Consider the following 12,424-nt stretch of genomic DNA (forward strand, 5'->3'; position numbering starts at 1 on the left):
TTCCACCTTATGAATGAGGTGGAAGTTTTTGTTTTCTTATTTGTGAGTGAATCATAGGGGAAGGGATATGCTCAGTGCTTGAGGAAGCTCCTGATTTTATTTGAGACATTTTTTCTTTTGCATCGCGCAAAGAATGTTCAGTTAAGTAGATGGCATATTCGTAAAATAATTGGCGCGTTAGTTCACTTTGCTCTTTTAACTTCTCATCTTGGAATACAGTTCGCCCAGGTTTAGAGTTTGCTTCAAAGAGCCACGGGTTTTCTTGCGTGTCTAAACCGATATCAAAACCGATTTCTCCAATATTTCCGGTTACTTGCTCATCGAGCGCGTAACTGATTTGTAAGGCAGTATGTTTTAACTTATTTTCAATTTGAACTTGTTTTGTTGAATCAGGAAAAAGTTCTTGTAGTAATTTTGTATCGCCACCGCTATTCACATGCGTTGTTAAACTACCTTTGCCAGCAATTTTTGCAACGATTGCACTGACCATCCATTGGCCGAAATGATTTTTATTTGTATGAATGCGGAAATCAACAGGTTGCCCATCGAAGCGAAGTAATGGAATACCTTGTTGTACGATAAACTTTTTTAAATCATGTCCTTTTAACACATGGTTTAGAAGCGTTTCTAATGATTGGTACTTTCTTAGTTTGTTTTCTTCATTTTCGCGATAACGACAGTAGTAGCAATTCTCTGCTTGAGAATAAAATAGTTGATGAATATTTCTACCGAAGCTGCCGTGAATCGGTTTCATGTAAATCGATTTATACGTTCCGAGAAATCGTTCAACTTGCTCGAAGTGCTGAAATGTTTCTGTGTTTGGTAATAACGGCATAATGGATTCATCTTTCATAAGAAGTTGGTGCACTTCCCATTTATTAAAAAATCCTGGATTAAACCATGGAATAGCATAGTCATGTTCTAATTTTCTTTTTGCTCTTACAATTGGTTTATAATTTTCGGCTTTTCGATTTGGTAATCGATCGTAAATGACATTTGGAAAAGGTACTTTTTTCTTTATCCACTGCTCCTCTTGAAAGAAATATCCTTCAATTGTTTCATCTTCCCAGTCTATATGTTGCACACCAAAAACGAATACAAATGGTCGCAGGGTGAATGGCGGCGTTAGTAACTCGCCAAGAGAAGTTGAACGGTTCCCTAAAGGATTAGAAGAATCATCGTTAAAACCAGTTGTAAAAATCCCGATTAATGGTCCGAAAATAATGGTTTCATTTTGTGTGAATGCATGGATAGTAGTGGAATGAAGAAGTAAAAGTTTCTCTGCGATTTGTTTTCCGATAATGATTTCACGAGTAAAGGAATAATGAATTTTTACATCTTCACTTGCAACATGGCGTACGCCGAAGGAAAGGGATGCAATTGGTGGTGTAATGGAAAAAATATAAGGTAAAGTAATACTATTTGGATGCTCATCTGAAATATTTAATGTATATATGTGCTCTTTCAAAATGGGTTTACCCCCTTTCATTATGGTGTGAAGCGACTAAATTTTAGTGGTCCGTGATATATTTTTTCGGCTAATGAATCACTATGACGAATGTAATGTTCGTACGGGGGAATCGTGTTGACATACATAAGCCAAATTGCCCCCTTTTGATCCATAATGGTGGAAAGCTCTAGCTCGAATAAAGAAGAATAAGATTGATCTAGTGTTTGAAACACTTCATTTATAATGTCATGTAAAGCGTCCTGTAATAATTGTACACCGGTACTAGATAATACGTATTTAACTTTTGAAAATGAATGCAGCGAGGAATCTTCCGTTGCCGAAAGCAAAAGTTGATTCGGAAATGAGCTTTTTTGTATAAATTGGCCGATCGCATTCCACTTTTGTTCTTTATTCTTTTGCAAAATGGTTCGAATATGGAGTGGGTATGTTAATTGATTTGGTGGTTGCAGCATTGTATGAGTGATGTAACGTGTTGATCGTATATTAGATTTGTACCAAGATATAAATTCATCTGTCCGTTTGATTGGAGTAGAAGTATGATATGCGTCATTGATTGTATCGATATGAAACGTTTTATTTTTATAAGAAATCCGGTACAGACTTTCATTGGAATGTGTATGAGTAGGACGTATAATAATATCTTTTGTTTTTAATAACAATTTGAAAATGTTTTGTATCGTTGCTATTTCAAATTTTGGTATATAAGGAGATAATTTTTTATTCGTGAGAAATACATCATGTAGTTCGCTTAAGTCAATGAGTGTGTTATTTAAAAAGGTAGTGGTAGTGCGGTTGTGTAATGAGTGAATGATTGACTTTGCTTTTTCGAAGTCTGTGTCCTCGTTAAAAGAAGAACGATCGTATATATAAGAAGGAATAGGGAATGTTTGCTCTTTCCATTTTCCTGTATCAGTATCATAAATCAGACCAGAAATAAGATCTGTTTTAGGATCAATACCAAATGGCGTAAACTGGGCAACGACATTATGATAAAGCCGAGCGCGTTTAGCGATTTCGGTGTAATACATTTGCTCATAATGAGGGTGAGAAGTCAAAATACCGAGAACCAACGAAATCACTCCTTTACTAACAAAATGTTGGCATAATAGGCGAAGCTATATATTGCAAATACGTTTTTATACCATTATACTTTTGTCCGTATGATGATATGCTATAGTTTTGGAGAAGCGAAAGGTTGATTGTAATGAATATATGGTTAAGTATGTTAACGACGACAGGGCTCGGAGCGATTATTGGAGGATTCACAAATCATTTAGCGATAAAAATGTTATTTCGTCCTCATCGCCCTATTTATATTGGAAAGTTTCAAGTGCCATTTACACCAGGGTTAATTCCGAAGCGTCGCGATGAGCTTGCTGTTCAATTAGGAAAAATGGTTGTTGAGCATTTGTTAACGCCAGAAGGAATTGGAAAGAAACTAACAAATGAAGAGTTTCAAAAAGGCTTAATTCAATGGACACAAGTAGAAGTGGATAAAGTAATGACGAATGAACAGTCATTACGACATATGTTAGAAAAATGGAATGTAGCGCATGTAGAAAAAGAGGCAACTAGGAAAATCGAACATGTGATTACAGAAAAGATTGAGGCATTTTTAGAAGAGTACTATACATATACATGGGAACAAGCTTTACCTCATTCTGTTCATGAAAAAATAGAGAATACAATCCCAAATGTCTCGGCGTTTATTTTAGAGCGAGGAATTCGTTTTTTTGAAAGTGAAGAAGGGAAAGCACGTCTTTCAAAAATGATTGATGATTTCTTTGCTTCTAGGGGAACGCTACTTAACTTAGTCGGAATGTTTTTAGGGAATGTAAGTGTAGTGGATCGTGTGCAGCCAGAAGTTATTAAATTTTTAGGGCAAGATGGCACAAAGCAGCTTTTAACTGATGTACTGCAAAAAGAGTGGGAGAAGTTAAAAGGAAGAGATGTAAAAGAATTAGAAACGTTTGTAGAAAAAGAAATGATTGTAAACTCCATATTGTCAGCAGTTAAAGTGGAGGAAACAGTGAGTAAGTTTTTAAACAAATCTGTGCAGCAAGTATGTGAGCCTGTTCGAGAAACAATTATGGAAAAGGTAGTTCCAAGTGTAGTAACGAAAGGCTTAAAGTGGGGGACAAAAAACGTAGCGAGTATATTAAATAATCTCCACCTTGCGGAAATTGTCCAGCAAGAAGTGTCTACATTTTCAACGGAGAGACTAGAAGATTTAGTGCTGTCCATTACGAAAAATGAACTAAAAATGATTACGTATTTAGGTGCTTTATTAGGCGGGATGATTGGACTCGTGCAAGGATTATTACTGTTGTTTCTTAAATAATAAGGTAGGTACATAGAAATAAAAGTGAAATTTCTTCACATCTCTTGCATAGTTTGATATGGTAAGAAGAGGTGCGTATGTAAATGCACTTAAAAGGCAGTGTGAGCGAAAAGCGCTAGCCTTCTAAAGGAGGAAAAATAAAATGACAAAAAACATTCATGATGTTGCATATGAATTACAAAAAGCAATCGCTGAAAACGAAGATTTCCAAACATTAAAAGCAAGCTACGCAGCAGTTCAAGCTGATACAGCTTCAAAGAACTTATTCGATGAGTTCCGCACAATGCAACTTGGCCTACAACAAAAAATGATGCAAGGTCAAGAAATCACTGAAGAAGATAACCAAAAAGCACAAGAAGTTGTAGCACGCATTCAACAAGATGCTAAAATTACAAAGTTAATGGAAACTGAGCAACGTTTAAACATCGTTATCACTGACGTTAACAAAATTATCATGAAGCCACTTGAAGATTTATATAACGCGCAACAACAAGCGTAATGAGAGAAGACGCTCCTGTATAGGGGCGTCTTTTTTGTTTGTTATTTGTGGAAATAATCTGTTTCAATATTATTCTCCTTCAAAAATGTTTCAATTTCTTTTTGCTTCCTACCATTAACTTTCTCAAAGCGTTTTGTAAAAGAAAAATCAATTTTGAATAAGTTACCATCTTGAGCGAGTTTGTCTAATTCTTGCTCTAGTTCTACTGAAAGTGCCGTAGACGATGAAATGTAATCATGAATTTCCTTCGAAGGTTGTTTGTAATCATCAGGGATCGTATTGTTGCTAATAAAATTATGGAAGTTCGCATCGTTTTGTTGCGCTAAATCTACTAGTTGTTTTAATTTCTCCCGATCGGATTCCGTGACTTCCTCGTCAGACATGGCTGATGAAAGTGGGACGATGTTTTCGTATAACTCTCCGCTATAATCTAAATACGTTTTTATATTTTGTTTCATTTCATCTTCATTAATCGTTTCATTCTTTTTTGAGGAAGTGAATATAGTTTCTGGAATTTTAACCGTAACATCTTTAATAGATTGTACATCGTCTAATTTATCATATCGTGTATCATTTGCTTCATTAGATTGTGTATCGTGTGAACAAGCTGGTAGCAATAAAATTGTAAGTAATAGGAGTGGGTATAAAATATACTTTTTCATCTTAATCTCCTTTTGCATTAGTATCTTTGTAAAATAGCTACATTCCATTTCAAGTACTTAACTAAAGTTGCATATAGATGTTTTATCATTTGATAACATATGACGGATATGAGTAAACCGCTGCAAAAAGCGATGAACACATTATAAACATCGGAATAGCTAATTTGATGAAACCCTTTGAAAAATCCTAACCCTATTAATAAAATAGGTGAGATGATTAATAAAGGAGTAGCAATGATAAGTGCTAGAAGAATCGGTAATAAAAAGAGTAGTACGAAAAAGGCGATAATGATAAAGGTAAAGTTTAAAATACTTAAACTCATAACGGAAAATAGTGCGGTTATCATATTTTTGAAGCTTCGTTTCTTGTCAGCGTTTTGTATTGCATAGGAAACATTAAGTTCTTTCGCGATCGTTTTAGGGTTTCCTAGTTTTCTAGCAATTTCTTCTTCGCATTTCCCATCTTGTTTACCACTGATAAAATGAGTTTCATACTCCGAAATAATATCTTTCTTTTCTACATTGGGTATATTCCGCAGGGAGGAACTAAGTTGTTCCAAAAAGTCACTTTTGTTCATAACAATCACTTTCCTTTATAAAATGATGAATTACAGATGAGAATCTGATTTTTGAAAAGAGAGTTCCAATTAATGGATATTACAATATTTACAAATATATCATTTACTAATGTTCTTTGCAAGGTACTGTTAAGATTTTAATACTGTAACGAGATGGAAGTTTCTCTTATATTTTAGAGAAGTTATAAAAATATTATTTTAGGATAAACAAAGGGTTGTAAGCGTATTCCTTATTGGTTGTCAAAAAACTGTCAAATTCATATTCTTGGAAAAATAATGCATTTGTACTATAATGATAAACAATACTTCACCACATTAATTAACTAGGTGAAATTAAAAATCTTTATTACACACATTATGAAATAAAGGAATGATTAGTTTGAGTACAGGTGTAAAGGCAAACGACGTGAAGACAAAAACAAAAGGAGCAGATCTTGTTGTTGATTGTTTAATTAAACAAGGTGTTACACATGTTTTCGGTATTCCAGGAGCGAAGATTGACTCTGTATTTGATGTACTGCAAGAAAGAGGACCAGAGTTAATTGTTTGTCGTCATGAACAAAACGCAGCATTTATGGCAGCTGCTATTGGTAGATTAACAGGGAAACCGGGTGTGTGTCTTGTAACTTCAGGACCAGGGACATCAAATTTAGCGACAGGTCTTGTTACTGCGAATGCGGAGAGTGATCCCGTTGTTGCTTTAGCTGGTGCAGTTCCACGTACGGATCGATTAAAACGTACACATCAATCTATGGATAATGCTGCACTATTCGAACCAATCACAAAATATAGCGTAGAAGTAGAGCATCCTGATAATGTGCCAGAGGCATTAAGTAATGCATTCCGAAGTGCGACTTCCACAAATCCAGGAGCTACTTTAGTAAGTTTGCCGCAAGACGTTATGACTGCGGAAACGACTGTAGAGTCTATCGGTGCGCTTTCTAAGCCACAGCTTGGAATCGCTCCCACACATGAAATTACATATGTAGTAGATAAAATAAAAGCAGCGAAGTTACCGGTTATTTTACTCGGTATGAGAGCAAGCACAAATGAAGTGACGAAAGCTGTTCGTGAATTAATTGCGGATACAGAACTTCCTGTCGTTGAAACATATCAAGCAGCAGGTGCAATTTCGCGTGAGTTAGAAGATCATTTCTTCGGCCGCGTCGGTTTATTCCGTAACCAACCAGGTGATATTTTACTAGAAGAGGCGGACCTTGTTATTTCTATCGGTTATGACCCAATTGAGTATGATCCGAAATTCTGGAATAAACTTGGGGACAGAACGATTATTCACCTTGATGATCATCAAGCAGATATCGATCATGATTATCAACCAGAGCGTGAATTAATTGGTGATATCGCTTTAACAGTAAATAGTATCGCGGAGAAATTACCGAAACTTGTATTAAGCACGAGATCAGAAGCAGTGTTAGAACGATTACGCGCGAAATTATCAGAACAAGCAGAAGTTCCAAACCGTGCTTCAGAAGGTGTTACACATCCGCTGCAAGTTATTCGTACACTTCGTTCTTTAATTAGTGACGATACAACTGTGACATGTGACATCGGTTCACATTCTATTTGGATGGCAAGATGTTTCCGTTCTTATGAACCACGTAGATTATTATTTAGTAACGGTATGCAAACGTTAGGTGTTGCACTTCCTTGGGCAATTGCCGCTACTTTAGTTGAACCGGGCAAGAAAGTTGTTTCCGTGTCAGGTGATGGTGGTTTCTTATTCTCTTCGATGGAATTAGAAACAGCGGTACGTTTAAACGCACCGATCGTGCATCTTGTATGGAGAGACGGTACGTATGATATGGTTGCGTTCCAACAAATGATGAAATACGGTAGAACATCCGCTACAGAGTTCGGTGATGTTGATATTGTAAAATATGCGGAAAGCTTCGGTGCGAAAGGTCTTCGCGTTCATACTCCAGATGAATTAGAAGGTGTATTAAAAGAAGCACTAGCAGCAGATGGTCCTGTCATCATTGATATTCCAATCGATTACCGTGACAACATTAAATTAAGTGAAAAATTATTACCAAACCAATTAAACTAATGGAGGCAGATTTGAGATGACTGTTGCGCAATTAATTGATATTGATGCAAAAAGAACGAAAACGAGTAATGAAGTATATCAAACATCTACAATGCTTGCGCTATTAGATGGTATATATGATGGTGTGATTAGCTTTGAGGAATTGAAAGAACGTGGTGATTTCGGCATCGGCACATTTGATCAATTAGATGGTGAAATGATTGCATTTGATAACGAATTTTATCATTTACGTTCAGACGGTTCGGCAGAAAAAGTAGAACCGGAAGAAACAACACCGTTTGCGACTGTAACGTTTTTTGAAAAAGAAATGAGTTATACAGTAGAGCGCCCGATGAATCGTGAAGAAGTTGAGGCATTATTACATGAATTAATGCCGAGTAAAAACTTATTTTACGCTATTCGAATGGATGGTACGTTCCGTGAAGTAAGAACGCGAACTGTTCCAAGGCAAGAAAAACCGTATACGCCGCTTGTTGAAGTGACGAAATCTCAACCGATTTTTTCATTTAAACATACAGAAGGTACACTTGCTGGATTTTGGACACCAGATTACGCACAAGGTATTGGTGTAGCTGGTTTCCACTTACATTACATTGATGATGAAAGAAGCGGAGGCGGACATGTTTTCGACTATGTTGTTGAAAACTGTAAGATCCAAATTTGTCAAAAAGCTCATATGCATTTAGCACTTCCAGAAACAGCTGATTTTATGGCGGCTGAATTATCAAGAGAAAACTTAGAGGATAATATTGCAACTGCGGAAGGCGCGGAGTAAAAAAGAGAAGCCGATTTGGCTTCTCTTTTATTTTAGGTTACTCCCGATATGCGGAACAATGCTCATCAGAAATGAAATAATTCTCTTTACCAGTTAAGGCTGATACTTCTATTAATTGATGGCCAAGCTGATCCCACACTGTAATAGTATATAAGGATGACCATTCCATATTTCCACGTGCGAGTCGGAAAGAATAATAGTCGTTATCTGTTGTGACTAAAATTTTGTTATAAATAATATGTTTCGTTTTTCTATTTTGTAGAATAAGCACAAAGTCTAATTTATCTGCTGCTTTCGGAACTTGTAGTATTCGCGCTACAAACATTCCATTAGGGTTTTTCTTCGTTTTATATACTTTTTCTGATTCTATTTTTAGTTCAGGTTTGCCCCTCATAGTCTCTCCCTTTACATATGTTTATTTCTTTGAAACGAACGGATGCCCTTCATAATAAAAACGCCACGGATAATGTACAGCTTCTTCTGCATAGTCGATGTTAATGCGAGGTCCTGCTGTTATTTTATACCGTGATGATATGTGTTCTTCTTCCGGGACGAGTTCAATATGTAATGTGTCGCTTTGTAACGATACGCCTCGTTCTTCTAAAGTAATTTCGAGTGCACGGCATAGTTTGCCAGGGCCGTTCGTTAAATTTTTATACTGCGCTTTTGTAATGTCTATTTTGTTGTAGCGCGCGAGTTTTATTTCTTCAATCCCGTCTACCGGTTCAAGGGCTCGAATGAGAACACCTTGCGGGGTGCCAACTGGTGCTGTAATGACGTTAAAACAATGGTACATACCGTAAATTAAATATACGTAAGCATGTCCCGGTGCGCCAAACATGACTTCTGTACGGTCCGTTCGTCTACCTCCGTAACTATGCGCGGCTTTATCGTCGGGACCTTTGTATGCTTCTACTTCTACGATGATTCCGCTTCGTTTTACTCCGTCTACAATATGTACAAGTTTCTGTCCGAGTAATTTCTTTGCGACTTCTAACGTATCGCCTTCATAAAAGGAAGGTGGTGCCTGCATTGTACTATCTCCTTTGCTGAGTGTATATGTATATAGTAAACCAAATTTTCAGTAGTAATTCTAACTCGTTCTATTTGCTACATTTATTTCATAAATTATGGATAGAGTACAACAGCGAAGAGGGGGAGTGCGACATGATTTATCGCTTACTAGCTCTTAATATAGATGGGACACTACTATACAACAACGGAAAAATTGCAAAAGGATTACGAGAAACAATTGAATTTGTGAAAAGAAAAGATGTGTACGTTACATTATTTACGAGCCGTAATTTTCAGTCCGCTCATAAAGTAGCAAAGGCACTAAAATTAGATTCTATATTAGTGACACATGGCGGTGCTTTCGTTTCAGCAACGTTAGATAAGCCGTACGTTCAAAGAAGATTATCGGAAGAGAAGACGTTTAACATTGTGCAAGTGTTAGAGCACTTTGATTGTAACGTCCGCATTTCTCATGAACGTTTTTCAATCGGAAATCGTGAGAGAAATACACCAAACTTAATTGCGCGTACTGTATTATCAAGCGCAGATCCGCTATTTTATCCAGTTCAATTTGTAGACTCGTTAGGTGATGCGCTTCGTGATCATCCAGTAGCGGCACCAAAAATTGATGTTATTTTCCAAAGTAAAGGTGAAAAAGAACGAGGGTTAAATACATTACGAAAAGCATTCCAAGATATAGAGTATGTTGAGTGTGATTCAAAACGAATAGAAATTTTGCCGCAAAATGTATCAAAATTACGCGGATTACAATTGCTTGGAGAGCATTTAAATATTTCGCTAAACGAAATGGTTGCGATTGGAGATAGTTTAGAAGATCTAGAAGTAATTGAAAATGTAGGACTCGGGGTAGCGATGGGGAACTCGCCTGTAGAATTAAAGCAAGCAGCTGACTGGATTACACGTTCAAATAGTGAGAACGGTGTAGAGTATATGATTAAAGAACATTTCCGTAAGCAATTCCCGCTTCCGTTTTTGAAGAATCATAAAAATACGCCGAAATGATGAAAGAAAAACGTAGCTTTTTGGCTACGTTTTTTTATTAGTTTTATTCGAAAAATGAAAACGTTTTACCGGATAAATTGTGTCTGAGGTTCATACAATTTACTTGAATCATTTAGAAAACTGTTGTAAAGTGGGTGATGTTGCCAAAATAGTTACACCACATGAAATATTCTTCAGGTTAATTTTATTGAGCTCCTATACGTAAAAATATTTCCGCATGATAGTTTCGTTCACGTAGTATTTCAAAAATGAATTGTAGTAATTTTATTAATTAGTTGTAGAGTGTCTTTGTTTTATTTAAATGGATTATTTTAAGTTAATGTGAGTAAGGCTTGGTACATATGAAATGTACTTCTTTTTGTAGCTTTAGGAAATTTAAAAGGGGGAATGAATTTTTTGAGGAAATCATTTAATCAAAAAATAAAAAAATTAAGTAGTAGTTTTATAGTCGTGTTACTAGTATGTATGAATTTTCTAATCCATTTACCAAATAAAGCAGAGGCAGCTACACCAGAATTAAAAGGTTTAGGTGATGTATCTTATTACAATGCAATCATTTTTGGAGATCATAGTGCAACGAGTGCGGATATTGAGGGTGCGATGGCTGTTCAAAAAAATATGAATGCATCGAGTTATACAGTTTTAGCAGCTGCAACTGGAGCGTGGAACTTAGCTGGAGCACCATGGATAGATGAAGGGTATCCATCATTATTGCTAGGTGGTCAATTTACAAAAGCGGGAACAGGACAAGTAATTATTCAAGATGGAACAGTGGCGATGACAAAAGATGGTGACCCAGAAGGTGCAATGAAATCATCATATGACCGTATCTCTTATAAAGAGCAAGCGGAGATTAATGCTAAATTTAAAGAGTTTAGAAAAGACGTTGATAGTGTAATTGAGGATGCGGGCCAATTACATACTGATAAACCAAAACTTAATATGAGTTTTGGGATTGGTGAAGATGTAAAAAACCCTAATATTTATGTCTCTTCAGGCCAAACGGGAAAGAAAACATTTGATGTAACAGACGTTTTTCTTCCGAATGCAGATAATAAAGATTTTATTGTTATTTATTCAGATGCGGAAGAAGTGAGTTTTGGCGGCGGTGCAATTTTGTATGATACAAAAAACACTGGGATGGCTACAGACTTAATTAATACATCTCAAGCATATGATCCTAATTCATCTTTTACGGAGTTAGCTAGTAAAGTTATTTGGGTGTTTCCAAACGCTACAAAAATAACAACTAAAGGCTATGGTGTAGTAGGTAGTGTGTTTGCACCTAATGCAGTTGTAGATACAAAGGGTGGTTCAATTAACGGACAAGCCTTTGTTGGTGGATTACACCAAAGAGATGGCTTTGAGGTTCATAACTTTAAATTTAATTGGCCGAAATGGAATAAACCATCAGTTGAAAAAGTAACTGGTCAATTTGAAATTGTAAAAGTAGATGCAAGTGATGAAACAAAGTTATTATCAGGTGCAGAATTTGAAGTGTATAAAGATGGTAAACAAATAGATACATTACGAACAGATAAGACAGGTAAAGTAATCTCTAAGAAATTAGAACCAGGTAAATATACATTAAAAGAAACGAAAGCACCAGAGGGATATAAATTACTAAAAGAAGAAATTGAAGTTACTGTGGAAGAGAACAAAGTAGTACCGGTAATAGTTAAAAATGTGAAAGCGTTGGGAAGCTTACAAGTAGTCAAAAAGGATGCTGAGAGCAAAAATGTGCTAGAAGGCGCGGAATTTAGACTAAAAAACGAAAGCGGTCAAATGGTTGGAGAGGTGAAAACAACAAATAAAGATGGTGTTGTTACATTCGAAAACTTAGTGCCAGGTAAGTATACGTTAGAAGAAACGAAAGCACCAGAAGGTTACAAAGCGATAGACGTTACAGTAGAAGTAAACGTTGTAGCAAATAAAGTAGCGAAAAAAGAAGTATTGAATGAAAAAGAACCAAGTAAAGGTCCAGAAAACCCAG

The 12,424-nt window shown here is 36.1% G+C and carries 12 protein-coding genes; 6 read left to right on the forward strand and 6 right to left on the reverse strand.

Going from position 1 to position 12,424, the window contains the following annotated elements:
- Positions 1 to 7 precede the first annotated feature (7 nt).
- Together FS742_RS14315 and FS742_RS14320 are read right to left on the reverse strand one after the other, a co-directional pair.
- Positions 8 to 1,468 (reverse strand): YheC/YheD family endospore coat-associated protein, encoded by a 1,461-nt coding sequence (locus FS742_RS14315; protein WP_144613111.1) that lies wholly within the window; start codon positions 1,466 to 1,468, stop codon positions 8 to 10.
- Positions 1,469 to 1,488: 20 nt separating this feature from the next.
- The gene (locus FS742_RS14320) at positions 1,489 to 2,541 is read right to left on the reverse strand and encodes a YheC/YheD family protein (RefSeq protein ID WP_144613113.1); all 1,053 of its coding nucleotides are present in this window, start codon (positions 2,539 to 2,541) and stop codon (positions 1,489 to 1,491) included.
- A gap of 134 nt (positions 2,542 to 2,675) precedes the next feature.
- Here FS742_RS14320 and FS742_RS14325 point away from each other — a divergent pair, with 134 nt between their 5' ends.
- Positions 2,676 to 3,812 carry a DUF445 domain-containing protein gene (locus FS742_RS14325; protein WP_144613115.1) on the forward strand — a complete coding sequence of 379 codons (1,137 nt, stop codon included), beginning with the start codon at positions 2,676 to 2,678 and terminating at the stop codon, positions 3,810 to 3,812.
- A 142-nt stretch (positions 3,813 to 3,954) separates the two neighbouring features.
- Entirely contained in the window at positions 3,955 to 4,311 is a 357-nt protein-coding gene (locus FS742_RS14330) for a YlbF/YmcA family competence regulator (RefSeq protein WP_097844551.1), read from the forward strand.
- 41 nt (positions 4,312 to 4,352) lie between these two features.
- Here the strand turns inward: FS742_RS14330 and FS742_RS14335 are convergent, their stop codons facing one another.
- A complete protein-coding gene (locus FS742_RS14335; RefSeq protein WP_144613117.1) occupies positions 4,353 to 4,973 on the reverse strand; it encodes an NDxxF motif lipoprotein in 621 nt (206 codons plus the stop codon).
- A gap of 17 nt (positions 4,974 to 4,990) precedes the next feature.
- A complete protein-coding gene (locus FS742_RS14340; protein WP_144613119.1) occupies positions 4,991 to 5,551 on the reverse strand; it encodes an HAAS signaling domain-containing protein in 561 nt (186 codons plus the stop codon).
- Between the two features lie 379 nt (positions 5,552 to 5,930).
- Between FS742_RS14340 and alsS the strand changes: the two genes are divergently transcribed.
- A complete protein-coding gene (gene alsS, locus FS742_RS14345) occupies positions 5,931 to 7,619 on the forward strand; it encodes an acetolactate synthase AlsS (protein ID WP_144613121.1) in 1,689 nt (562 codons plus the stop codon).
- Positions 7,620 to 7,635: 16 nt separating this feature from the next.
- A complete protein-coding gene (alsD, locus tag FS742_RS14350) occupies positions 7,636 to 8,394 on the forward strand; it encodes an alpha-acetolactate decarboxylase (RefSeq protein ID WP_131260369.1) in 759 nt (252 codons plus the stop codon).
- Positions 8,395 to 8,431: 37 nt separating this feature from the next.
- Here the strand turns inward: alsD and FS742_RS14355 are convergent, their stop codons facing one another.
- Together FS742_RS14355 and FS742_RS14360 are read right to left on the reverse strand one after the other, a co-directional pair.
- Complete coding sequence (locus FS742_RS14355) at positions 8,432 to 8,788, reverse strand: hypothetical protein (protein ID WP_131260368.1); 357 nt, start codon at positions 8,786 to 8,788, stop codon at positions 8,432 to 8,434.
- 21 nt (positions 8,789 to 8,809) lie between these two features.
- Positions 8,810 to 9,427, reverse strand: a complete 618-nt coding sequence (locus FS742_RS14360) for a DNA-3-methyladenine glycosylase (protein WP_131260367.1) — start codon at positions 9,425 to 9,427, stop codon at positions 8,810 to 8,812.
- Positions 9,428 to 9,561: 134 nt separating this feature from the next.
- Between FS742_RS14360 and FS742_RS14365 the strand changes: the two genes are divergently transcribed.
- Together FS742_RS14365 and FS742_RS14370 are read left to right on the forward strand one after the other, a co-directional pair.
- Positions 9,562 to 10,431 carry a Cof-type HAD-IIB family hydrolase gene (locus tag FS742_RS14365; protein ID WP_144613123.1) on the forward strand — a complete coding sequence of 290 codons (870 nt, stop codon included), beginning with the start codon at positions 9,562 to 9,564 and terminating at the stop codon, positions 10,429 to 10,431.
- Positions 10,432 to 10,818: 387 nt separating this feature from the next.
- Positions 10,819 to 12,424 (forward strand): MSCRAMM family protein (locus FS742_RS14370; protein WP_472924380.1); only part of this gene is annotated, 1,606 nt, incomplete at its 3' end.

It is taken from the genome of Bacillus cereus, from assembly GCF_007678085.1.
Taxonomy (GTDB): domain Bacteria; phylum Bacillota; class Bacilli; order Bacillales; family Bacillaceae_G; genus Bacillus_A; species Bacillus_A cereus_BE.

Bases quoted from the DNA above. Each gene is read 5' to 3' on its own strand.
- FS742_RS14325 (WP_144613115.1), top strand. From the start codon at position 2,676: ATGAATATATGGTTAAGTATGTTAACGACGACAGGGCTCGGAGCGATT.
- FS742_RS14330 (WP_097844551.1), top strand. From the start codon at position 3,955: ATGACAAAAAACATTCATGATGTTGCATATGAATTACAAAAAGCAATC.
- FS742_RS14335 (WP_144613117.1), bottom strand. From the start codon at position 4,973: ATGAAAAAGTATATTTTATACCCACTCCTATTACTTACAATTTTATTG.
- FS742_RS14340 (WP_144613119.1), bottom strand. From the start codon at position 5,551: ATGAACAAAAGTGACTTTTTGGAACAACTTAGTTCCTCCCTGCGGAAT.
- alsD (WP_131260369.1), top strand. From the start codon at position 7,636: ATGACTGTTGCGCAATTAATTGATATTGATGCAAAAAGAACGAAAACG.
- FS742_RS14355 (WP_131260368.1), bottom strand. From the start codon at position 8,788: ATGAGGGGCAAACCTGAACTAAAAATAGAATCAGAAAAAGTATATAAA.
- FS742_RS14360 (WP_131260367.1), bottom strand. From the start codon at position 9,427: ATGCAGGCACCACCTTCCTTTTATGAAGGCGATACGTTAGAAGTCGCA.
- FS742_RS14365 (WP_144613123.1), top strand. From the start codon at position 9,562: ATGATTTATCGCTTACTAGCTCTTAATATAGATGGGACACTACTATAC.